Source organism: Actinoplanes sp. NPDC049681 (assembly GCF_044465265.1).
Lineage (GTDB): Bacteria > Actinomycetota > Actinomycetes > Mycobacteriales > Micromonosporaceae > Actinoplanes.
In genome coordinates this window covers 693,663-716,291 of sequence record NZ_JBITLP010000002.1, presented here as the reverse complement: position 1 = coordinate 716,291, position 22,629 = coordinate 693,663, and the positions used below count along the sequence as shown (strand labels likewise).

Below are 22,629 nucleotides of genomic sequence, written 5' to 3'. Positions count from 1 at the left end.
CGGCGTGCGCCTGCTGACCTTCAACACGCTCATGCGCGGTGACGTCCGGCCCCGGCTGAGGGTTCTCGCCGCCGCTCTGGAGGACGGCGACCACGACGTCGTGTGCCTGCAGGAGGTCATGTTCCGCGCCCATGCCGCCCTGATCCGGCGGATCGCCCGGTCGTACGGGTTCCACGCCTGCACCGGCCCGGTGCTGCTGAGGGGCGGATTGCTCCTCCTGTCGCGGCTGCCGATCACCGCCTCGCGGTTCGTGCGGTACCCGGTGACCCGGCCGGTGCGGCGCGAGCTGCTGATGCGTAAGGGCGTGCAGGTGGCCACGGTGGAGACGACGGGTGGCCGCCTCGCCGTGGTCAACACCCACCTCTCGGCCAACCACGACGACGACTGGTCGGCCGGCAACCGCCATACGCCGATGCAACGGGCGGAGGCGCACCGGCTCGCCGAGGTGGTCGCGGGCATCGACCCCGCGCTGCCCGTGGTGGTGGCCGGCGATCTCAACCTGCCGCGTACGTCCCCGGTGCTCGCCGAGCTGCTGGTGGCGGCGGGGCTGCACGACGCCAGGGCCGGCGACGGCGAGCCCACCTTCCGGCCCACATCGCGGTTCCCGGCGCCACCGGCACTCGATCATGTCCTGCTGCGGCCGGGGCTGACCGCGCGCACGCGGCTCGTGTTCCAGGCACCGGTGGACCTGGCCGGCGGGCGCCGGGCCCACCTGTCCGACCACTACGGCATCGAGGCCGAGGTGACTTCGGCGTGAGGGGCGTCCTGCAGCCATTCGATCAGCGCCTCGGCCGTCGCCGGGCGGCAGATGCCGTAGCCCTGCGCCTGGTCGCAGCCTTCGCGGCGCAGGTGCCCGAGCGTGGTGTCGTCCTCCACGCCCTCGGCGACCATGCGCAGGCCCAGGCTGTGCGACAGGTGGATGGTGGACGCCACCAGGGCGGCCGCGTGCCGGTCCGTGCTCACCGGCGCGACGAACGAACGGTCCAGCTTGAGCTCGTCCACCGGCAGGTCGCGCAGGTACGCCAGGGAGCTGAAGCCCGTACCGAAGTCGTCGATCGCGATCTGGACGCCGAGCGCCCGCAGGCGCGAGAGGATCGCGGTGGCGTGCGTCCGGTCGCCCATCAGCGCGTCCTCGGTGATCTCGATCTGGACGGCGGAGCCGGGCAGGCCGCGCTCGCGCAGCTGGGTGGCGACCCGGACCGGCAGCGTGGTGTCCTGCAGGCTGTGCGCCGACAGGTTCACCGCGACGGTGAGGGCGTGGCCGGCTTCGCGCCACCGGTACGCCTGGTCGAGCGCCAGGCGCAGCACCGTCTCGGTGAGCCGGTCCATGAGCCCGGCGTCGGTGGCGGCCGCCAGGAACGCGTCCGGGTAGAGCAGCCCGCGCGTGGGGTGGTTCCACCGCACGAGCGCCTCCACCCCGCGGACGGTGCCGTCCCGTAGATCCATCTTGGGCTGGTAGTGCAGCACCAGCTGGTCCTCGGCGAGCGCCTCGTGCAGCTCCTGGAGCAGGCGCAGCTGGTCGCCGCCGTCGTCCCCCTCGGCCACCGGCGCGGCCAGGCACTGGCCCTGGCGGGTGGTCTTCGCGCGGTACATCGCCACGTCGGCGCGGCGCAGCAGCAGGTGGATGTCGTCGCCGTGCTCGGGGTGCAGGGCGATGCCGATGCTGGCGTCGATGCGTACGGCGATGCCCTCGAGGTCGAACGGCGTGGCGAGCGCGGCCCGCAGCCGCCGGGCGAGCTCGGTGGCCGCCTCGGCGTCGGCGACGTCCGCGATCACCGCGAACTCGTCGCCGCCGAGCCGCGCCAGGACGTCGTCGGGCCGTAGCCGCTCCGCCAGCCGCTGCCCGGCCTGCACCAGCAGACGGTCGCCGACATGGTGGCCGAGGCCGTCGTTGACCCCCTTGAACCGGTCCAGGTCGATGAGCAGCAGCGCCGAGGTCGCGGCGGAAGACCGCCGGAGCCGCTCGGTGGCGAGGTCGTAGAGCGCCCGGCGGTTCGCCAGGCCGGTGAGGTCGTCGGTGCGCGCCTGCCGGATCAGCTCGGCCATCCGGCGCAGCTGCCGGTAGGCGACGTGGGTGCGGCCCGCCGCGGCCAGCCCGGTGACGATCGCCAGCACCACCGCGAGGCGGGACATCATCCCGGCGGAGGCGGCCAGCAGCACGCCCAGCGCGGCGACGTTTGCCAGCGCCGGGACGATCAGCGCGGCCGAGTTGCCCGTCTCGCTCTCCCGGGCCCGGGCCGGCCGTTGCGCCTGCAGCACGGCCCAGGTGCTGACCAGGGCCACCCCGAAGGACCAGATCGCGTCCAGCGGGGTGTGGAGCTGGTAGCCGCCCGACGACACGCGCAGGGAGTAGACGATGTCGCCGACGGAGAACAGGGCCAGGCCGGCCATCAGCGGCAGCCAGCGCCGGGGCAGCCGGCCACCGTGCAGGCAGGCGATGCCGAGCAGGCCGGCGATCAGCACCGCGTCGCCCAGCGGGTACGCGACGGCCACCGCGATCTGCAGCGGGTTGCCGCCGACCTGCTCGATGGCCGGTCGCAGCACCACCGCCAGCAGGGTGCCGGCGCCCAGGGCCCCGACGGCGGTGTCCCACGCGACCGAGGCGCGGATCCGCCGGTGCTCGCGCGCCATGCCGATGAGCAGGGCCGCCATGACGGCCGGATAGAACAGCAGGTACGCGGCGTCGCTGATGCTCGGGAAGGGCACGTACGCGTCGTTCGCGGTCAGCACGCTGAGCAGCAGGTTGCCGATCGAGTACGCCATGACGCCGCCGGCGACCAGAAACGCCTCGCTGCGCCGTCCCCGGGCACCGGCTGCGGCGAGGCAGCATGCGACGGCGGGCAGGAACTGGCTGAAGAAGTTGACGGCACCGGTGACGAAGACGTTGACGTGGTCGCCGAAGACGATCAGCTGGACGAGAAAGGCGACGACCGCGCACCAGCCCGCGAGCAGCACGAACACCGCCGCGCGCGACGTCGTACGCCCTGCCATGCCGACCCTCCTCCCGATGTCCGTGGGCGTCCTATCGGCAGGGCGGTGGGCGACCTGACCCGCAATTGTGGGTGATCACCACATGTCACTGATGCGTCACACTTCGTAACCTTTCGGCAAGGATCGGCATCGATGAAGGGAGGACGCGATGGGCACGTTCGGGCGCCGCATCGCGACGGCACTGCTGGCGACGCTGACCGTGGCGGGACACCCGGCCCCGGCGACGGCCTCCGGGCTGGAGGAGGTGACGTCGTTCGGCTCGAATCCCGGCAACCTGGCGATGTACGCCTACCGGCCCGGCGGACTGCCGGACGGGGCCGCCGCCGTGGTACTGCTGCACGGCTGCACCCAGGACGCCGCCACCTACTTCGAGCGGTCGGGGTGGCGCACGTTCGCGGACCGGTGGCACTTCGCCCTGATCCTCCCCCAGCAGCGGACCGCCAACAACGCCTCCTCGTGCTTCACGTGGTTCGACGACGGCGACACCGGCCGGGACCGGGGCGAGGCTCTTTCGGTACGGCAGATGGTCGCGTACGCGGTCACGACGCAACGGCTCGACCCGCGGCGGGTGTTCGTGTCCGGCCTCTCCGCCGGCGGTGCGATGAGCGCGGTGATGCTGGCCGCGTACCCGGACGTCTTCGCGGGCGGTTCCGTCGTGGCCGGGCTGCCGTACCGGTGCGCCCGTTCGCTGAGCCAGGCGAGCCTGTGCCAATACGTACCCCCGGACCGCTCGCCACGGCAGTGGGGTGACCTCGTACGCGCGGCCTATCCGGGCTATACGGGGCCGCGTCCCCGGGTGGCGATCTGGCACGGCCAGGCCGACTACACGGTGGTGCCGGCCAACGGCCGGGAGCTGCGCGACCAGTTCACCGACGTGGCGGGCGTCCCCGCCGAGCCGTCCGCGGTGTCGTCGCTGCCCGCCGGTACGCGGCTCGAGGTCTACGGGGCCGACCAGGTCCGCCTCTACCAGGTCGCCGGCATGGGACACGGCACCCCCGTCGATCCGGGAGCAGACCCCGATCAATGCGGCTCGGCGGGCCCCTACTTCCTCGACACGATCTGTTCGGCGTACTACGACGCCCTGTTCTTCGGTGTGGACCAGAGCCATACATAGTCGCTGCCCCATGGCTGCGGCACACATGGCGTGAGCGCGAGCCCCACCCATAGTGTTGCGCGTCACAGGGTGACGCACGACACCCCGCTGGGAGGGCAGATGCAGCCGCCGATCCTTCAGGCCCGGGGCCTCGGCAAGCAGTTCCGGGGCTTCCGGGCCGTCGACCGGGTGGACCTCGACATCGCGCCGGGGAGCGTGCACGCGCTGGTCGGCCCCAACGGCGCGGGCAAGACGACGCTGTTCCACCTGCTGACCGGCTTCCTGCGCCCCTCGCACGGACGCATCACGCTCGACGGCCGGGACATCACCGGCCTGCCGAGCGACCGGGTGGCCCGGCTCGGGATGGCCCGGTCGTTCCAGATCACCACGCTGTTCCCGCAGGTGACCGCCCGGGAGCACGTGGAGCTCGGGCTGCAGGCGCGAACCGGCCTGGGATGGCGGTTCTGGCGCTCGGAACGCGGGCTCGGCCGGTTCCGCGAGCGTGCCATGGAGCTGCTCGACGCCGTGGGGCTGGCCGACGCCGCGGAGGTGCCGGCCGGCGCGCTGGCGTACGGCCGCAAGCGCGCCCTGGAGCTGGCGGTCGCGCTGGCGCTCGATCCGCGCGTGCTCCTGCTCGACGAGCCGACCGCCGGAATGGGCGGCGAGGACGTCGAGCGCACCGTCGACCTGATCGCCCGGGTGCGCGAAGGACGCACGGTCGTGCTCGTCGAGCACAACATGACCGTGGTGGCCAGCCTCGCCGACCGCGTCACCGTCCTGCAGCACGGCAGCGTGCTGGTCGAGGGCGGGTACGCCGAGGTCCGCGCCGACCCCCGGGTCATCACGGCGTACCTGGGAGAGTCCCGTGCTGACGGTTGAGGGCCTGAGCGCCTGGTACGGCGAGGCGCAGGTGCTGCGGGACGTCGCTCTCGAGGTCGCCGAGGGCGAGATCGTCACGCTGGTGGGCCGCAACGGCGCCGGCAAGACGACGCTGCTGCGATGCCTGATGGGGCTGCACGCCCAGTGCACGGGCCGGATCACGTTCCTGGGCGACAACGCGTTCGGCGGCCGGCCGGCACATCGGCGCGCCCGCGCCGGTCTCGGCTACGTACCCGACGACCGCGGCATCTTCGCCACGCTGAGCGTCGAGGAGAACCTCCTGCTCCCCCCGGTCGTGGGCCGCGAGCCGTGGCCGCTCGAACGGATCTACGCCACGTTCCCGGTGCTGCGCGAGCGGCGCCGGTTCGCCGGCACGAACCTGTCCGGCGGCGAGCAGCAGATGCTCGCCCTCGCGCGGGTGCTGCGCAGCGGCGCCCGGCTGCTGCTCTGCGACGAGCCGACCGAGGGTCTGTCGCCGCTGCTGGTGCGCCAGATCGGCGACATCCTGCTGGAGATCAAGGCGGCCGGCGTGACCGTGCTGCTCATCGAACAGAACCTGCACTTCGCCACCACCGTGGCCGACCGCCATCACCTGCTGGCCGAGGGGCGGGTGGTCGAGACGCTCGACAACGGCGCCGTGCGGCGGCGGGAACACGAACTGCTCGCGTACCTCGGCATCTAGGAGATCCCCCATGCGCAAGACGACCAGAGCGCTGGGTGCCGCGCTGACCGCCGGCACCCTGCTCGTCGCCGGATGCGGCCGCGGCGGGCCCGGCGGCGGCAGCGACGAGAAGGTGAGCGGCGACAAGATCGTGCTCGCCGTCCTCAACGACCAGTCCGGCGTCTACGCCGACCTGTCCGGCAAGAACAGCGTCGTGGCGGTGAAGATGGCGGTCGCCGACTTCAAGGCCAAGTACGGCGACAAGGCCGTCAGCTCGGACATCGAGGTGGTCACCGCCGACCATCAGAACAAGCCCGACATCGCGAATTCCAAGGCCCAGGAACTGTACGACCGGCAGCAGGCGGACGTGATCCTGGACGTCCCCACGTCCTCGGCCGCCCTCGCGGTCGCCGGCGTGGCGAAGGCGAAGAAGAAGCTCTACTTCAACATCGGCGCGGCCACCACCGAGCTCACCGGCAAGCAGTGCAACAAGTACACCTTCCACTACGCGTACGACACGTACATGCTCGCCAACGGCACCGGGTCGGCGGTGACCCAGCAGGGCGGCAAGAACTGGTACATCGTCTATCCGGACTACGCGTTCGGGCAGGACATGGAGAAGTCCTTCAGCGCTGCGATCGGCTCCTCGGGCGGCACGGTGATCGCCAAGGACCCCACGCCGTTCCCCAACGACAACTTCTCCACGTTCCTGCTCAAGGCGCCCGGCCTCAGCCCCAAGCCGGACGTGCTCGGCACCATGCAGGCCGGCGGCGACCTGGTCAACCTGGTCAAGCAGTACAACGAGTTCCGGCTGCGGGAGAAGGGCATCAAGCTCTCGGTCGGCCTGATGTTCATCACCGACATCCACTCGCTGGGCCCGGACGCGTTCGCCGGCACCACCTTCACCGATGCCTGGTACTGGAACTTCGACGACCGCAACCGTCAGTGGGCCGACCGGTTCACCGCGCAGACGCAGACCCGGCCGTCGTTCGCCCACGCCGCCAACTACTCGGCCGCGATGCAGTACCTCGAGGCGGTCCAGCGGGCCGGCACGGACAAGTCCGACGAGGTGGTGTCCAAGCTGGAGGGTTACCAGTACGACGACGTGTTCGCCCGTAACGCCACCATCCGCGCCAAGGACCATCGGGTGATCCACGACGTGTACCTGGCCGAGGTGAAGCCCCGGAGCCAGGTCACCACCGACTGGGACTACGAGAAGATCCTCAAGACCATCCCGGCGGACCAGGCGTTCCGGCCGGAGACCGCCGGCGGCTGCGCGCTCTGATGACGAGCTTTCTGCAGCAGTGCTTCAACGGGCTGGTCAGCGGCGGCTTCTACGCGCTGCTGGCGCTGGGCCTGGCCGTCATCTTCGGCATGCTCGGCGTGGTCAACTTCGCCCACGGCGCCTTCTTCATGCTCGGCGCCTTCGGCGCGTACGTCCTGCTGACCGAGGCGGGTGTGCCGTTCTGGGCGGCGCTGGTGGTCGTACCCGCGATGCTCTTCGTGGCCGGTGCCGTGCTGGAGCGCACGCTGATCCGGCACCTCGCGCCGCTCGACCCCCTCTACAACTTCCTGCTCACGTTCGGGCTCACGCTGGTGCTGCAGGACGCCGTCAAGCGCGAGTACGGGGTGCAGTCGCAGCCGTACCCGCGCCCGGCGGAACTGTCCGGCTCGCTGAACCTGGGGCTGTTCGACTACCCGGCGTACCAGGTGTTCGTGCTCGCGGCCGCGGTCGTGCTGTGCGCGACGGTGTGGCTGGTGCTCACCCGCACCCGGGTCGGCATGGTGGTCCGGGCCGCGACGGAGCGGCCGGAGCTGAGCCGGGCCCTGGGGGTGAACGTGGGCCGCTGGGTGACCCCCGTCTTCGCCTTCGGGGTCGCGCTCGCCGGACTGGCCGGGGTGCTGGCGGCGCCGATGCGGGCGGTCAACCCGCTGATGGGCGCCGACCTGATCATCGCGGTCTTCGCCGTGGTGGTGATCGGCGGGCTCGGCTCGGTCTTCGGATCGGTGCTGGCCGGCTTCGCGATCGGGCTGATCCAGGCGCTCGGCAACCTCTACGTGCCGGCGCTGTCGCAGACGCTCATCTTCATCGTCATGGCCGGCGTGCTGCTGTGGCGTCCCGCCGGGCTGTTCGGCCGCGAGGAGGCTCCCGCGTGATCCGCCGCCTGCTGCTCGTCACCGGCCTGTTCCTGGCGCTCGCGCTGCCGTGGCTGATCTATCCGCCGGTGGCGATGGACATCATGACGTGGGCACTGTTCGCCGCGGCGGTCGACCTGCTGCTCGGGTTCACCGGCCTGTTGTCCTTCGGCCACGCCGCCTTCTGGGGCAGCGCCGCGTACGCATCGGGCCTGATCGCCATCCACACCGGACTGCCGTTCCCGGTGGCGGTGCTGGGCGGTGCCCTCGTCGCGGCCGTGCTCGCGGTGCCGATCGGTTACCTGAGCGTCCGCAGCACCGGCATCTACTTCGCGATGGTGACGCTGGCGTTCGCGCAGATGGTGTACTTCGTCGCCAACCAGTGGCGCGGCCTGACCGGCGGGGAGAACGGCTTGCAGGGCATCCCGCGCGAGCTGTTCGGCCTCGACCTGAGCGATCCGTTCGTCTTCTACTACGCCGGGCTCCCGATCATCCTCGCCGGGCTGCTCTGCCTGTGGCGCATCGTCCACTCGCCGTTCGGGCACGTGCTCGTCGCGATCCGCGACAACCCGGCCCGCGCCCGGGCCATCGGGTATCCCGTCGAGCGGTACAAGCTGCTCGCCTTCGTGCTCTCGGCGGCGCTGTCGGGGCTGGCCGGCGGCCTGTTCTCGATCAGCCACGGCTTCGCGTCGCTGCAGGAGGTCTACTGGACCACCTCGGGCAAGGCCGTGATGATGGTCGTCCTCGGCGGCATCGGGACCCTGTGGGGCAGCGCGCTCGGTGCCGCCCTCGTCGTGCAGCTCGAGGACTACCTGTCGACGTCCGGCTTCGACGGCATCGGCATCGTCACGGGCACCGTCTTCGTCCTGGTCGTCCTCCTGTTCCGTCAGGGCCTGTGGGGCGCCGCCCGCCGCCTGAGACCCCCCGCCCGCACCGTCCCGCGACCGATCGACAACCTTGTGGAGGGTTCATGGACACGGAGAAGGAGCTCGTCGGCCGGACAGCGCTCGTGACCGGCGGCGGCAGCGGGATCGGCCGCGCGTGCGCCGAACGGCTCGCCCGGGCCGGCGCCTCCGTCGTCGTGCTCGACCGCGACGGCGACGCGGCCACGCGGGTAGCCGAGAGTGTTGGCGGGGACGCCCGGACCATCGATCTGTCCGATCTGGACGCGATCGACCGGCTCGACCTCGACGTGGACATCCTCGTCAACAACGCCGGCATGCAGCACGTCGCACCGCTGCACGAGTTCCCGCCGGAGACGTTCTCGCTCATCCTGCGGCTGATGCTGGAAGCTCCGTTCCGGCTGGTGCGACGCTGCCTGCCACACATGTACGCCCAGGGCTGGGGCCGCGTGGTCAACGTGTCGTCGGTGCACGGGCTGCGCGCCTCGCCGTACAAGGCGGCGTACGTGGCGGCCAAGCACGGGCTCGAGGGGCTGTCGAAGGTCATCGCGCTGGAGGGTGCCGAGCACGGGGTCACGTCCAACTGCGTGAACCCGGCGTACGTGCGTACCGCGCTGGTCGAGGCGCAGATCTCCGCGCAGGCGGCCAGTCACGGCCTGCCCGAGCAGGAGGTGGTCGAGCAGGTGATGCTCGCCCCGGCGGCCGTCAAGCGCCTCGTCGAGCCGGCCGAGGTGGCCGAGCTGGTCGCGTACCTGTGTTCGCCGCACGCGTCCTTCGTCACCGGCGCGTCCCTCGTGATGGACGGCGGATGGACGGCGCACTGACCGCGGCGGCCTTCCTCGAGCTGCTGCTGCGCGAGGCCGCGCCGGTCGAGTTCGAGGGGCCGCTGCTGGACGCCCGGGCCGAGGGTGCGCCGCCGGAGACGCTGGCCGAGCTCGACCGGCTGAAGACCGCGGCCCTGCGGGTCCGGGCGCTGCTGGATCGCCGGCGCCGCCGGGAGACCGAGCTGAGCGCGCTGGTGGACACCGTCGGGGACCTGGCCACCCTTCGCGACCTCGACGCCGTGCTGGCCGCGATCGTGCGCCGGGCGCGCGAGCTGCTCGACGCCGACGTGGCGTACATGACGCTCAACGACGAGGAGCGTGGCGACACCTACATGCGGGTCACGTACGGCTCGGTGTCGGCCCGCTTCCAGCAGCTGCGGCTGCCGCTCGGCGCGGGCCTCGGCGGACTGGTCGCCCAGACCGCGGCGCCGTACGTCACCGCCGATTACGCGGCCGACGCCCGGTTCCAGCACACCGGCGAGATCGACGACGCGGTGACCGAGGAGGGGCTGGTCGCCATCCTCGGCGTACCGATGCGGCTGGGTACGCGGGCGCTCGGCGTACTGTTCGCCGCCAACCGCAGTGCCCGGCCGTTCACCCGGGAAGAGGTGACGCTGCTCGGCTCGCTGGCGGCGCACGCCTCGGTGGCGCTGGACAACACCCGCCTGCTCGGCGAGACCCGGGCCGCCCTGGAGGAACTGAGCGCGGTCAACACCGTCGTCCGCCGGCACAGCGAGTCCCTGGAGCGTGCCGCCGAGGCGCACGACCGGATGGCCGACGTGATCCTGCGGGGCGGCGACCTGGACGACCTCGCCGCCGTCGTCGCCGAGGTGCTCGGCGGCGAGCTGGCGATCCTCGACGCCGACGGGCACTGCCTGACCACCGTGGGCCTGATCGCCGACCTGGATCCGCAGGCCGCGGCCGGGGCCGGCCTGGGCCGGGCCACCCGCTGCGGCGACCACTGGGTGCTCGCCGCGGGCGCCGGCAGCGAGGCGCTGTGCACGCTGGTGCTGCACGCGCCGAAGGAGCTCACCGAGACGGACACCCGGATCCTGGAACGCGCGGGTGTCGTCACCGCCCTGCTGCTGCTGTTCCGGCGCAGCCTCGCGCAGGCCGAGAGCCGTGTCCGCGGCGAGCTGCTGGAGGATCTGCTCAGCCGCCGGGTCGACGACCCGGTCCGGGTCCGGCAGCGGGCCCGCCGGCTCGGGGTCGACCTCGACGTCGCGCACGTGCTGGTGGTGCTGGCCTGCCCGCCACGGCAGCGGGACCGGGCCGCCCAGTGGAGCGCCGCGCACGCGGCGGCCTGCGGCGGGCTGGCCGCCCAGCGCGACGGCAACGTGACGCTGCTGGTGGGCGGCGAGCACCCCGGCGACGCCGCCCGGCGGATGGTGCGCGAGCTGGGGGCGTACCTCGGCTCTCCGGTGACCGGCGGTGGTGCCGGCCCGCTCACCGGACCGCAGGACGTGCCGTCGGCATACGCGGAGGCGCAACGCTGTGCCTCCGCCCTCACCGCGCTGGGCCGCACCGGCGACGGCGCGAGCGCGGCCGAGCTGGGCTTCGTCGGCCTGCTGGTCGGCGCGGACCGGGACGTCGGCGCGTTCGTGAACGACACCCTGGGCCCGCTGCTGGAGTACGACCGCCGACGCGGCACGGCCCTCGTCCGCACCCTGGAGTCCTATTTCGAGTCCGGTGCCAGCACCGTCCGGGCCGCGGAGGCGCTGCACGTCCACGTGAACACCGTCACCCAGCGCATCGCCCGGATCGGCCAGGTGCTCGGCACCGACTGGCACGGCGCCGAGCGGGCCCTGGAACTCCAGCTGGCCCTGCGCCTGCACCGCCTGCAGAACGGGCATCCGTGACCCACCGAAGTGGAGGAACCGCCGTGCACCCCGTCGCCCTGGCCATGGCCGCCGTCCTCGGACTCACCCCGCTGTCCCCGCCCGCAGCCGCGGCGACGGCCTGCGCGCCCGTACCCGCCGTCCCGGATGCCGCCTACCAGGTCGCTGCCTGCCTGGCGGACCTGACCACCGCCGGCACGGTGGCGAGCGGCCATACCGACCCGGCCGACTGGGCGGGCCTCACCTCCGCCGCGACCCACAACCCCACCGGCGTGCCCGGCGTCCAGATCGACGGCTACTTCCCGGACACCTCGACGACCAACGCCACCCACGGCTGGAATCACGACTCCCAGTTCGTCCTGCGGCTGCCCGACCGCTGGAACGGCGGCCTGGTGGTGAGCGGCTCCCCGGGCGTGCGCGAGCAGTATGCCAACGACGTGGCCATCGGCGACTGGGTGCTCGCCCGGGGGTACGCGTTCGCCGCCACCGACAAGGGCAACGTCGGCACCGCCTTCTACCGCGACGGCGAGCGCCCCGGTGACGCCATCGTCGAGTGGAACCAGCGCGTCACCCAGCTGACCCGCGCGGCCCGGGCGACGGCGGCACGGCACTACGGGCGGGCGCCCCGGCACACCTACGCGGCCGGCCTGTCCAACGGCGGCTATCTCGTGCGCTGGCAGCTGGAGAACCACCCCGAGCTCTACGACGGCGGCGTCGACTGGGAGGGCACGCTGTGGCATCCCGGCCGGCCGAACCTGCTGACGTTCCTGCCGCCGGTGCTGCGCGCGTACCCGGATCACTCGGCGATCCTGGCCGCCGGCTTCGCACCCGGCTCGGAATTCCTCTGGGACTACCACTACCGGGTCTACTGGGACCTCACCCAGCGCATCTACCGCGAGGAACTGGACCCCGGCTACGACGGCGCGGCCGAGGCCGGCACGCCGTTCTGCGCCCCCGGCACACCGGCCTGCGACGCCGACTACCACTACGAGCTGCGGCCGCCGTCGGTACGCGCGGCGATCGCGCGCATCGGCCTCACCGGGCGGATCCAGCGACCGATGATCACCCTGCACGGGACGCTCGACGCGCTGCTGCCGATCACCCAGGATTCCGACGTGTACGCCGTGATGGTGCGCTCACGCCATCGCGACCGGATCTTCCGCTACTACCGGGTCGAGGACGGCAACCACGTCGACGGGCTCTACGACGCGTACCCGGACCGGCTGCGTCCGATCCTGCCCTGCTTCCGCAGCGCCTTCACCGCACTCACCGATTGGACCGAGCGCGGCACGCCGCCGCCCGCCTCCGCCACGCTGCCCCGTCCAACCACCCCGCCACCGCCCACGATCGGACTGAAGGCTGCCCGCCCCGCCGCCGGGGACCTAGCGAACAGCTGTTCCCTCGGCTGACCGCACCGGCCGGGTGCGGCGGGGTACGCGCGTGCGGGCGGCCTTCTCGGCGTACAGCTCGGCGTCGGCGTGGGCGTACAGCTCCTCGAAGCCGGCGGCGTCCGGGTCCAGCACCGCGGTGCCGACGCTGGCGGCGGTCCGCTCGGCGAGGGCCTGGCGCAGCCGTTCCGCCGTCTCGGGCGCGTCCACCGCCGAGGGGAGCACGACGACGAACTCGTCGCCGCCGAGCCGGCCGACGACGCCGTGCTCCGGCACGCCCGCCCGCAGGGTGGCGGCCACCCAGCGGAGCAGCTCGTCGCCGGCCGCGTGCCCCGCCGTGTCGTTGAGCAGCTTGAACCCGTCCAGGTCGAAGATCAGCAGGCCCAGCGCCCGCCCGGCGCGGCGGGCCTCGTGCAGCTCCGCGGCGAACCGCTCCTCGAAGCCGCGCCGGTTGAGCACCTCGGTGAGCGGGTCGACACGCGACAACCGGGTGAGCAGCTGGCGCTGGCGGGCCGCCGCGTGGCCCTGGATGGCGCACGCGGCGGCGACCGCGAGGATGCCGGCCAGGTGCATCACGACGTACCAGGGGCTGGGCACGCCCCAGCCGACGGCAACGGCGACGTAGGACGCGGCGCCGAGGGCGAGCACCGGCACCGCGATCCGCATCGGCGCACCCAGGGCGACCAGCGGCATCGGCGCCAGCAGCGCCACCCCGGTGGCGGAGGCCACCCCGCCGTTGAGCATGGGTACGCCCACCGCCAGGGCGAAGAGCAGGACGGCGTTGACCAGCATCAGCGGCCGGACGATCGGGGACCGGATCAGCCGGTCGGCCGCCGCCACCACGGCCAGGCCGTAGAGCACGCCGAGGCCGCAGAGCACGCCGATCAGGACCCGGTGCGGCTCCCCCTCGGCGAAGAGCGCCGCGTACACCACGCCCACGGCACTGTCCGAGGCCGCCAGCCGGCCCATGTCCGCGATCGATCGCCGCCCCCGCTCCCGGGGGGACACCTTCGCCGACGTCCGGCGACCGGCCTCCTGGCGTGCCCGGGCGACGCCCTCCGGGGTGGGCGCACGGCTGTCCCGGCGGCCCTTGTCGGCGTACGCGCAGGCGTCGGCCCGCCGGCGCAGCTCGTCCAGGTCCGACGCCTCCGAGGGGTACGACGCGCGGCCGAAGCTGGCCGGCGCGACCCCGCCGAGAGCGGCCCGGAGCCGCGCCACCACGGCGTCGGCCTCCTCGGGACCCGAACCGGCCAGCACGACCGCGAACTCGTCGCCGCCGAGACGCCCGACCGCGTCCTGGTGGCGCAGCTCCGCCGTCAGCGTGCTCCCCATCCAGGCGAGCAGGTCATCGCCGGCCTGGTGGCCGTACTCGTCGTTGACCTCCTTGAACCGGTCCAGGTCGACGACCACCACCGAGACCGGCTCGCCGGTACGCACCGCCTCGGCGTACGCCCGCTCCAGCCGCTCGTCGAAGCCGCGCCGGTTGAGGCAGCGGGTGAGCGGGTCGGAGACGGACATGCGGGCGAGCCGCCGGCGCAGGGACCGCAGAGCGGTGGCGTGCCGCATGCAGATGGACGAGACGCCGCCGATCCCGAGCGTGTACACGACCGCGTACCCGGACGGGACGGGGTCGCCCAGGACCACGATCGCCCAGTACGCCACGCCGATGACCACGCAGGCGACCAGGTACATCCGGGCCGGCAGGCGTACCGCGTAGAAGAGCAGGGCGAACGGCAGGATGGCGCCGAGCGGGCTGCCGACGCCGCCGTCGAGCAGCGTCAGCGTCCCGGAGAGGGTGACGGTGACGATCATGACCCCGCCCCGGATGAAAGACGGGTACGCCGACCGGGCGATCGCCGGCGCCTGCCACCAGTTCAGCCCCGCGAGGACGATCATCGCGACGGCCACCGCCAGCATGACCGGGCGGTTGCCCGCCCCCCAGGTGGCCACCAGGTACGGCCACACCATCCCGGGGACGATCATGGCTCGCAGCGCGCTCGACCGGACGGCCGCAACGCGACCGGACCGGGGGCGCGACGCAAGAGCCGTCGTCTCAGCGGGCATGATCCCACCATCGCCCGGACGACGATGAGGTTGAGGAGTACCCCGGTGGCAGCGCGGTGGTAGTGCTGGCACCACCACGACCGGGCAGCGGCCTGGATCGACGCGGCGAGCCCGCCGCACCGGCCGCCGCCCACCCCGCCGGCATCCGGGCCACGCTCCGGCCCGACGCCGACGCGTTGCTGGCGCAGGGTGCCCCGGGGGTGCTGGTCGGGCTGGAGACATGTACGCCCCCGGCACGTACCAGGAGGTGCCGCGTCCCCACGCCGTCGGCTATGAGCGCTTCCCCGGGCCGGACGCGACCTCGGACGACCCGCGCTCCGGCGAGCCCGTCGACGCGACCCGGCTCAACCCCTCGTTCGGCGGGGCCGCCGGGGGGAGATGATCAGCACCACCGACGACGGCGACCGGCCCGGCGCCCGCTACGGCCTCGGCTGCTGTGGATCCCGAACTCCTGCGGCGGCTCGTGGTCGCACGGCGGCGACATCATGGGCAGCGTCGTAGTCCCGATCAACACCGACTCCCTGAAGCGGGAGCCGGGCGTGCCGGCACCGTCAGGCGACGTCACCCGTACCCTCGTCGACCACGCGCTGTGCGGATGAGCGCCCGGCGGGGGTGAGCGAGCCCGGGGCGATCACCGGAAACGTCACGATCATGCGGGTGCCGGGGTGGGCGGGCTCGTAGCGCGCCTCGCCGCCGTGCGCCCGCGCCAGCTCCCGCACGATCCACAGCCCCAGGCCCACGCCACGGGGGTCGCCGACGCCGAAGCGGGTGAACAGGCGAGGGCGCAGCTCCTCCGGGACGCCGGGGCCGTGGTCGCGGACCTCCAGCCGGTCGACGTTCTCGGCGGAGGAGATGGTGACGGTGACCGGGGGCAGGCCGTACCGGAGGGCGTTGCCGACCAGGTTGACGATGATCTGTTCGAAGCGCTCCGGGTCCACGCAGATGGTGAGGTCGTGCGGGATCTCGATCTGGACCTCCGCGGAGCTCACGTACGACAGCGCCTCGAGCACCGCCAGCCGCGCCGGCGTGGGCCGGCGGTCCAGGTGCAGGTGGCCGCTCGTGTCGATGCGGTTGAGGTCGAGGAGCCCGGTGGCCAGCCGGTCGATGCGCATGGTCTGCCGCAGCGCCGCGGTGAGCATCCGCGCGGTGTGCCCGGTGGCCCCGTCCTGCAGCTCCTCCAGGGTCATCTGCACCGTGGCCAGCGGCGAGCGGATGTCGTGGGCCAGCGTCCCGATCATCGCCGCCCGCCACCGCTCGATCCGGGCCAGCCGCTCGCGGTCGTCGCGCAGGTGCCGGGCCTGCGCCTCGATGAGCAGCGCGATGGCCAGGGCCACCGGCAGCAGGACGAGGGCGCTGCCGAGCACGGCCGGCGGCTGGTGGGTCACCACCAGCGGCACCACGTACGCGAGCGCCGCGGGTGCCAGCAGGCCGAGCAGGATGCGCCGGGAGAAGTGCAGGGCGGCCCAGGTGTAGAGCAGGACGAGGAAGGGCCCGGTACCCGTGGCGACGCCGCCGAAGGCCCAGGTGGAGAAGCCGAGCACGGCGAACCCGGGTAGTGCCAGGACGGCGGGCCGCTGCGGTGGCCACCGCCGCCAGGGCAGCAGCCACCCGGCCCCGGCCAGCACGAGGTCGGCCAGGGCGATCAGCAGCAGGTCCTGCGCGCGGCTGGGGTCGTTGCCGATGGCCACCAGCGCCAGCATCCCGGCGAGCGCAAACAGCGCGGCGGCCTGCCGGGCCGCGATGCGCGGCCCGGCTCCGAAGAGGGGTAGAACCCGGGTCCGGCCGATACAGAAAGGGTATAGGGGACAAATCTCGCGTAGGCCGCGTCCAGGGAACCCAGCCTCAGCCGTTCAGCTCGAATGCGCGCTCGCCCGCAGCCAGGGACATCCAGCCCGTTGTATGGTCACCCACGTTTTCCCGCCCCACCACCGCGCCCACCACCCAAAACCGGCCTGAAGGCTGTTAGCTCCCCGACGAAGGACGGACCCCCCGTGTCGAACCCCCGCCGCAGCCTGCTGGCAGCCGGCCTCACCGCAGCCGTGGTCGGTTCCCTCGGAGCCGCCTGGACCCTGAACGCTGGCGCGGCGGAAATGCCCTCGGCACCCGCCGTGGCCCTGCCCGCCGACCCCGTCGCAGCAGATCCGGCCGCCGCGGACACGGCCGCGGTGACCTCGGAGCGCAAGCCACCGTCCGTGCTGCCCTGGGGCGAGCGCCCGTCGAGGCTGACGCGAGCCCGGGCCGGCGCCAGCAGCGCCGCGGTCGCCGCCGCCGGCGCGGACGCCGCATCGGCCGACGCGAGCGGCTCCCTCGTCCCGGTCCCGGTGTACGCGCCCAAGGGCCACGCGCCCGACGAGGACGACGACGCCGCCGCCCCGGCTCCCCCGGGCGTCGCGACGGCAGCCAAGTCGGACGACTTCTACCACTACGCCGGCGGCCGTCAGGTGGGGGCGACCGACGGCACCTGGGCCAACCTGAGCATCGCCAAGCCGGAGCTCGCCCAGGCGGACGCGCACACGCTCACCGAGATCGCCATGCAGTCGGCGGACAGCAAGCAGATCGTGGAGGTCGGCTGGAACGTGGACCGCAAGGTCAACGGCGACACCGACCCGCACTTGTTCGTCTACTACTGGAAAGACGGCAAGAAGACCTGCTACAACTCCTGCGGCTTCGAGATGTACGCCGACGCGTCCATCAAGCCCGGCGACACCCTGCCGACCGGCGTGCAGAAGCGGTTCGGCATCCGGCACTCGGGCGGCGCCTGGTGGGTCGCGTACGACTCGGAGTGGGTGGGCTCGTTCCCGGACAGCCTGTGGAACGGCGCCTACACGCGGGGCGGCCTGAGCCAGTGGTTCGGCGAGGTGGCCTCCGCCACGGAGACGACCTGCACCGACATGGGCAAGGGCCTGCCGGTCTCGGACGGCGCCGCGTCGCGCCTCGGCACGATCTCGATGACCAACGGTCCCGACGTCAACGCCGAGCGGGTGAGCACCGACCCGAGCCAGTACTACGACTCGAAGCTGCTCAGCGCGACCACCATCCGGTACGGCGGCCCGGGCAACGGCGACTGCTGATCCGGGGAACTCAGCCGCTGCAGCCCTTCAGCCCCTCCAGCACACCGTCGCGGTAGGCGCCGATCCGGTCGAAGGCGCTGGTCCCCGAGTCGTCGCCGGCCCGGCCGAAGGCGAGCAGGGCGGCCACCGCCTCGTCGAGGTCGCCCGGTGACAGCCGCAGGGCCGCGCCCCGGTCGCGGGTGAGCAGGTCGGAGGTCCAGGTGCCGGCGAGGCAGTCCACGGTCAGCTGCCCCGCCCGGTCCTGCGTGGAGGCGCCCCGCCGGGACTGCGCCGCCCGGGCGAACAGGTCACCGAGCAGCATGCCGACCGCGTTGTCGCCGATCCGCTGGTAGAGCGTCGGCGCCAGCTCGGCGGTGTCGAACGCGATGAAGTCCGCGCCGGGACAGTAGAAGGCCGCTCCCCCGGCCGAGGCGTCGGGCCGCGGGCACTCCGGCGGCGAACCGGCGCGGAACGGCTCGATCCGCAGCGTCTGCCACGGCTGCCCGGTCAGCTCCGGGTATGCCTTGCCCCAGTACGTCTGCGCGTCCTGGGCGAGGGAGTTCACCGCCTGCTCGTACGGCAGGTCACCACCGCTCGCGGCCTCCTCCTCGGTGCTGAACGGCACCTCCGTCACCGGAACGTTGCCGGCCCGGTAGCCGGCGCAGACCTTCGCCCCCTTCTCGACCCCGTCCTGGAAGGCCCGGATGCGGTCGAACGCGTTGCCGTGCGCCTGGGGGTTCCGCGCCGACGTGCCGGGCTGGTCGCGCAGCTGCAGCAGGCCGGCGACGGTGTTGTCGAGCTGCTCGGGCGTGACCCCGGTGAAGGCGGTCGAGCGCCCTCCGAGCACGTCGGCCGTCCACGCCCCGGCGAAGCAGTCGGCCTGCTGTTCGAGCACGACGGTGGGCTGCTCGGTGACGCCGAGCCGGCTCTGCACGGCGTGGCCGTACTCGTGCGCCATGACGACGCCGACGAGCAGGGACCCGAACGCGGCCTCGAGCTGCGGGATCAGCGTCTCGGCGTCCCAGGCGACGAAGTCGCCGGCCGGGCAGTAGAAGGCGTTGGGCTGGTATCCCGCCTCCTCGCCGCCGCACGCCGGCGGCGGATCATTCCGGGTGTACGGGAAGAACCCGCCGCGCACGGGCTTGAAGTTCCGTCCGTGAGCCAGCTCGGGATAGGTGGCCGTCCAGAAGCGCTCGACGTCCCGCAGCGCCTTGGTGACGACGTCACCGGAGGTGCCGCGCGGCGCCGGTGCGCCGTCGTCGGGTGACTTCCACCCCACCGCGCACCCCGCGACGACGAGCACGAGGACGGCCAGGACCCTGCTGACTCGGTACGCGTACACGCCCCCCGTTCTACCCCGATCGGCGTCCGCGTATGTCCGGTGGCTTTTCCGCCGGTTCGGCAGCGGCGGCACGTCTTGCGCGCGCACGCTGTCAGGTATGCGGATCGGAGTGATCGGGGCGGACGCGATCAGCGACACGCTCGCCCTCTGGTGGAGGCAAGCCGGCCACGAGGTGGCCCTCAGCTCGCCGGCGGCGTCCGTCGCCGACGCCGCGGAGTTCGGCGAGGCGGTGCTGTTCGCGCCGGGCTGGGCGGCCGCGCACGACGTCCTGGACCGGGTCGGGCATGCCCTGGACGGCAAGCCGGTGCTCGATGCCACGAACCCGGCGCGCACCCGGGGCGGGCCACCTGCCCGCAGCGGGCTCGAACAGCTGGCGGAGTGGTGCCCGGAGGCGCACTGGGTGAAGGCGTTCAACACGCTGCCGGCGGAGGTTCTGGACATCCGGCGCGGGCACGACCCGCTGCTCACGGAATTCCTCTGCACGGACCACGCCGACGCCCGTACGACCGCCGCGCAGCTGGTGCGCGACATCGGGCTGGCGCCGCTCTACGCCGGGGGCGCCGACCGGGCGTGGCTGACCGAGTCCGGCCCGCTGCGGATGCGCGAGGTCGACATCAACGACGCCACGGCCGTCCTGGGGCAGGTGCTCGGCTGAGTTTTCGCCGTGACCCGATTGTGCGATGATGCCGACGCTCGGGTTTGGCCGCCGGGCCCTTCCGGGTACCTACGGCACGCGTAACCGGCGGCGGGGAGAAAGACCGACTACCGATCATGAGTGCATTGACCGCCCGTTTCGACCTACCCCTCGGAACGAATGCCCCTCGGAGCGCGCGGCACGCCGTCACGGCCGTGCTGGCGGGCTGGGGCTACCGCGACGAACTCTGGCTCGAGAAGGCCGCTGTGGTCGTCAGCGAGCTGGTCACCAACGCCGTACGCCACGGCGGCGGCTGCGTGGACCTGCGCGTGGAGTGCCACGACGGCGAGGTGATCATCTCCGTGGCCGACGGCTCCTCCGTGGTGCCGCGCCGGCGCGAGCCCGACGACACCGGCGGTCGCGGCCTCGCCCTCATCGACGCGATGACCGCCCGCTGGGGCGTACGCGATCACGAGGGCGGCAAGCAGGTCTGGGTCGCACTGCCGTCCTGCCTCGCCGACCCCCTCACCGGCAGCGCCGGCCGCACGCGGGAGGACGACCGATGAGGACCACCCGGCGACTCGTTCCCCCGGCGGAACTCGATCTCGCCACCGCGGAGCCGCTGCTCACGGCGGTCCGCGAGGCGCTCGACGAGCAGCCCGCCGCCATCGTCGTCGACCTGGCCGGGGTCACGTTCTGCGACTCCTCCGGCATCGGGGCGCTGCTGGAGGCCCGCGCGCTCGCCGCCTCGGCCGGGATACCGCTGCACGTCATCGGGGCCCGGACCGTCATCCGCCGGTCGCTCGAGATCACCGGCGTGCTCGGCCTGCTGACCCGGGCGGCGGCCTGACCCGTCAGCCCTGGTAGACGTCGGGAATGTCGTCCCGGTCGGCGTCCAGCTGCTCCGCCTCGTGGATGCGCCGGTAGGTGCGGTTGCGCAGGCGCAGTATCACGGTGGCCAGCAGGGCCGCCGTCAGGGAACCGGCCAGCACGGCCACCTTCACGTGCTCGTCCCGCTCGCTGCCGGCCCCGAACGCGAGCTCGCCGATCAGCAGCGAGACGGTGAAGCCGATACCACCCAGCACCGCCAGGCCGACGACGTCGATCCAGGCCAGCCCCGGGTCGATCCGGGCCCGGGTGAACCGGGCCGTCAGCCAGGTGGCGAGCGTGATGCCGACCGGCTTGCCCAGGACCAGGCCGAGCATGATGCCGACCGCTACCGGGTCGGTCAACGCCGCACGCAGCCCGTCCGTCCCGCCGACCGTCACGCCGGCCGACATCAGCGCGAAGACCGGCACCGCGACCCCGGCGGACAGCGGCCGGAACCGATGCTCGAAGTGCTCGGCGAGTCCGGGGCCGTCCCCCCGGTCCCGGCGCAGCACCGGCACCGCGAAACCCATCAGGACACCGGCGACGGTGGCGTGCACGCCCGACGCGTGGACCAGCGCCCACGTGGCGAACGCCAACGGCAGCAGCAGCCAGAAGGAGCGCACGCGGCGCTGGACGAGCACGGTGAACAAGCCCAGCGGCAGCAGCGCGAGGAGCAGCGGCAGCACCGACAGCCCGGCGGTGTAGAAGATCGCGATGATGATGATGGCGAGCAGGTCGTCGACGACCGCGAGGGTGAGCAGGAACGTCCGCAGGGCCGAGGGCAGGCAGCGCCCGATGACCGCGAGGACCGCGAGGGCGAACGCGATGTCGGTGGCCGTCGGGATCGCCCAGCCCGCGAGCTCCCCGCCCCGGTTCACGCCGGCGTAGACCAGCGCCGGTACGGCCACACCGCCCACCGCCGCCAGCACCGGGATCGCCGCCCGCCGCGGGTCGCGCAGGTCACCGGCGACGAACTCGCGCTTGAGCTCCAGGCCGGCGACGAAGAAGAAGATGGCCAGCAGGCCGTCCGCCGCCCAGGTGGCCAGCGACAGGTCCAGGTGCAGCGCGGCGGGGCCGACCGTCCGGCCGAGCAGGGCCCGGTATCCGCCGGACCACGGCGAGTTGGCCCAGACCAGCGCGATCACGGCGCCGGCCAGGAGCAGCGCGCCGCCGATCGTCTCCTTGCGCAGGATGTCGGCGATGCGCCGCGCCTCCGGCCATGAGCCGCGGCTGAGAACGTTGGGGGTCACAGATGCTCCGCATTCCGGGGTCGGTCGGTCCACTTGCCGACCAGACTTCCCGGCGCACCGCCACCTACCCTACCGGCAGCGGCCGAGCGGCGCGGCGATCACGGCAAGTCGCGACGTCCACCACAGTCTCATCACCGCCGAGCGCCGGCCCGTGCCGAGGTACGATTCGCTTCCTTTGTCAAGGGTTGTCTTCCGTCGCTCGATCGTGTGAAATGGCGCGCTCAGCGTGAAGTGGCCGTTATTGCTACGGCATCCGGCACAACCTCGGTAAGGAAGACAGTTGAGTCTACGAAGCAAGGTCATTGCGACGATCGCCGTCGCGGCCACGAGCATCGCCGGCAGCGCCGTCATCGCTTCGCCCGCCATGGCGGCCCAATCGGACTGCACGCCGTATCAGGGCACCGTGTGCCTGACGGACACGTCCAGCTGGGGCGGCCAGGTCTGGCGGCAGACCACCAGCCAGGTCGCCAGTTGCCGGAATCTGGCTCGCGAAGGCTTCGACAACAAGGCGAGTCTCGCGTTCAACAACACCTTCGGCGACGGCGTGCTGTTCATCTACGACACCAACAACTGCACCGGCCGGAGCATCGGCATCGGATCGCAGGTAGGCACCAAGTTCACCGGTACCGACGCCTGGCTGAACAACAAGGCCGGCTCCGTGAAGTTCGTTTTCGTCTGAGCGCGGGAACAATGTGGCGGTCTTCTTC

21 protein-coding genes are annotated in these 22,629 nt (G+C 72.7%); 16 read left to right on the top strand and 5 right to left on the bottom strand.

What is annotated here, in order from left to right; genetic code table 11:
* Positions 1-4: 4 nt before the first annotated feature.
* A complete protein-coding gene (locus tag ACIBO8_RS08745) occupies positions 5-757 on the top strand; it encodes an endonuclease/exonuclease/phosphatase family protein (protein WP_396114507.1) in 753 nt (250 codons plus the stop codon).
* On the opposite strand, the gene ACIBO8_RS08740 is transcribed toward ACIBO8_RS08745, so the two are convergent.
* A complete protein-coding gene (locus ACIBO8_RS08740) occupies positions 724-2,991 on the bottom strand; it encodes a putative bifunctional diguanylate cyclase/phosphodiesterase (RefSeq protein ID WP_396114506.1) in 2,268 nt (755 codons plus the stop codon). The two genes, ACIBO8_RS08745 and ACIBO8_RS08740, sit on opposite strands and share 34 nt — an antisense overlap.
* A gap of 148 nt (positions 2,992-3,139) precedes the next feature.
* Here ACIBO8_RS08740 and ACIBO8_RS08735 point away from each other — a divergent pair, with 148 nt between their 5' ends.
* The 9 genes from ACIBO8_RS08735 (at position 3,140) to ACIBO8_RS08695 (ending at position 12,733) form a co-directional block, all read left to right on the top strand.
* Positions 3,140-4,105, top strand: coding sequence for an alpha/beta hydrolase family esterase (locus ACIBO8_RS08735; RefSeq protein ID WP_396114505.1), 966 nt, complete (start codon positions 3,140-3,142; stop codon positions 4,103-4,105).
* Positions 4,106-4,204: 99 nt separating this feature from the next.
* Positions 4,205-4,963, top strand: coding sequence for an ABC transporter ATP-binding protein (locus ACIBO8_RS08730; RefSeq protein ID WP_396114504.1), 759 nt, complete (start codon positions 4,205-4,207; stop codon positions 4,961-4,963).
* Complete coding sequence (locus tag ACIBO8_RS08725; RefSeq protein WP_396114503.1) at positions 4,950-5,645, top strand: ABC transporter ATP-binding protein; 696 nt, start codon at positions 4,950-4,952, stop codon at positions 5,643-5,645. The genes ACIBO8_RS08730 and ACIBO8_RS08725 overlap by 14 nt, the downstream gene beginning before the upstream one ends.
* 10 nt (positions 5,646-5,655) lie before the next feature.
* The gene (locus tag ACIBO8_RS08720) at positions 5,656-6,909 is read left to right on the top strand and encodes an ABC transporter substrate-binding protein (protein WP_396114502.1); all 1,254 of its coding nucleotides are present in this window, start codon (positions 5,656-5,658) and stop codon (positions 6,907-6,909) included.
* Positions 6,909-7,781, top strand: coding sequence for a branched-chain amino acid ABC transporter permease (locus ACIBO8_RS08715; protein WP_396114501.1), 873 nt, complete (start codon positions 6,909-6,911; stop codon positions 7,779-7,781). The genes ACIBO8_RS08720 and ACIBO8_RS08715 overlap by 1 nt, the downstream gene beginning before the upstream one ends.
* The gene (locus ACIBO8_RS08710; protein WP_396114500.1) at positions 7,778-8,773 is read left to right on the top strand and encodes a branched-chain amino acid ABC transporter permease; all 996 of its coding nucleotides are present in this window, start codon (positions 7,778-7,780) and stop codon (positions 8,771-8,773) included. Before ACIBO8_RS08715 ends, ACIBO8_RS08710 begins: the two co-directional genes overlap by 4 nt.
* On the top strand, positions 8,731-9,486 hold the full coding sequence (locus ACIBO8_RS08705) for a 3-hydroxybutyrate dehydrogenase (protein WP_396114499.1): 756 nt from the start codon (positions 8,731-8,733) through the stop codon (positions 9,484-9,486). Before ACIBO8_RS08710 ends, ACIBO8_RS08705 begins: the two co-directional genes overlap by 43 nt.
* Positions 9,471-11,345, top strand: a complete 1,875-nt coding sequence (locus ACIBO8_RS08700; RefSeq protein ID WP_396114498.1) for a helix-turn-helix domain-containing protein — start codon at positions 9,471-9,473, stop codon at positions 11,343-11,345. The genes ACIBO8_RS08705 and ACIBO8_RS08700 overlap by 16 nt, the downstream gene beginning before the upstream one ends.
* A 23-nt stretch (positions 11,346-11,368) precedes the next feature.
* Positions 11,369-12,733, top strand: coding sequence for a tannase/feruloyl esterase family alpha/beta hydrolase (locus ACIBO8_RS08695; protein ID WP_396114497.1), 1,365 nt, complete (start codon positions 11,369-11,371; stop codon positions 12,731-12,733).
* On the opposite strand, the gene ACIBO8_RS08690 is transcribed toward ACIBO8_RS08695, so the two are convergent.
* A complete protein-coding gene (locus ACIBO8_RS08690) occupies positions 12,707-14,695 on the bottom strand; it encodes a diguanylate cyclase (RefSeq protein WP_396114496.1) in 1,989 nt (662 codons plus the stop codon). The two genes, ACIBO8_RS08695 and ACIBO8_RS08690, sit on opposite strands and share 27 nt — an antisense overlap.
* Before the next feature lie 301 nt (positions 14,696-14,996).
* On the opposite strand from ACIBO8_RS08690, the gene ACIBO8_RS08685 reads away from it, so the two are divergent.
* Positions 14,997-15,158 carry a hypothetical protein gene (locus tag ACIBO8_RS08685; protein WP_396114495.1) on the top strand — a complete coding sequence of 54 codons (162 nt, stop codon included), beginning with the start codon at positions 14,997-14,999 and terminating at the stop codon, positions 15,156-15,158.
* Positions 15,159-15,327: 169 nt separating this feature from the next.
* On the opposite strand, the gene ACIBO8_RS08680 is transcribed toward ACIBO8_RS08685, so the two are convergent.
* A complete protein-coding gene (locus ACIBO8_RS08680; protein ID WP_396114494.1) occupies positions 15,328-16,476 on the bottom strand; it encodes a sensor histidine kinase in 1,149 nt (382 codons plus the stop codon).
* Between the two features lie 291 nt (positions 16,477-16,767).
* Between ACIBO8_RS08680 and ACIBO8_RS08675 the strand changes: the two genes are divergently transcribed.
* The gene (locus ACIBO8_RS08675) at positions 16,768-17,847 is read left to right on the top strand and encodes a neprosin family prolyl endopeptidase (protein ID WP_396114493.1); all 1,080 of its coding nucleotides are present in this window, start codon (positions 16,768-16,770) and stop codon (positions 17,845-17,847) included.
* A gap of 10 nt (positions 17,848-17,857) precedes the next feature.
* Here the strand turns inward: ACIBO8_RS08675 and ACIBO8_RS08670 are convergent, their stop codons facing one another.
* Positions 17,858-19,168, bottom strand: coding sequence for a neutral zinc metallopeptidase (locus ACIBO8_RS08670; protein WP_396114492.1), 1,311 nt, complete (start codon positions 19,166-19,168; stop codon positions 17,858-17,860).
* A gap of 97 nt (positions 19,169-19,265) precedes the next feature.
* Between ACIBO8_RS08670 and ACIBO8_RS08665 the strand changes: the two genes are divergently transcribed.
* The 3 genes from ACIBO8_RS08665 to ACIBO8_RS08655 all read left to right on the top strand — a co-directional run bounded on the left by ACIBO8_RS08665 (position 19,266) and on the right by ACIBO8_RS08655 (position 20,652).
* Positions 19,266-19,823, top strand: a complete 558-nt coding sequence (locus ACIBO8_RS08665) for an NADPH-dependent F420 reductase (protein ID WP_396114491.1) — start codon at positions 19,266-19,268, stop codon at positions 19,821-19,823.
* Positions 19,824-19,939: 116 nt separating this feature from the next.
* Positions 19,940-20,368: an ATP-binding protein gene (locus tag ACIBO8_RS08660; RefSeq protein ID WP_396114490.1), complete on the top strand. Its 429-nt coding sequence runs from the start codon at positions 19,940-19,942 to the stop codon at positions 20,366-20,368.
* Positions 20,365-20,652, top strand: a complete 288-nt coding sequence (locus tag ACIBO8_RS08655; protein WP_396114489.1) for an STAS domain-containing protein — start codon at positions 20,365-20,367, stop codon at positions 20,650-20,652. The genes ACIBO8_RS08660 and ACIBO8_RS08655 overlap by 4 nt, the downstream gene beginning before the upstream one ends.
* A gap of 4 nt (positions 20,653-20,656) precedes the next feature.
* On the opposite strand, the gene nhaA is transcribed toward ACIBO8_RS08655, so the two are convergent.
* A complete protein-coding gene (nhaA, locus tag ACIBO8_RS08650) occupies positions 20,657-21,922 on the bottom strand; it encodes a Na+/H+ antiporter NhaA (protein ID WP_396114488.1) in 1,266 nt (421 codons plus the stop codon).
* Positions 21,923-22,202: 280 nt separating this feature from the next.
* Between nhaA and ACIBO8_RS08645 the strand changes: the two genes are divergently transcribed.
* On the top strand, positions 22,203-22,601 hold the full coding sequence (locus ACIBO8_RS08645; protein ID WP_396114487.1) for a hypothetical protein: 399 nt from the start codon (positions 22,203-22,205) through the stop codon (positions 22,599-22,601).
* The last annotated feature ends 28 nt before the right edge of the window (positions 22,602-22,629 follow it).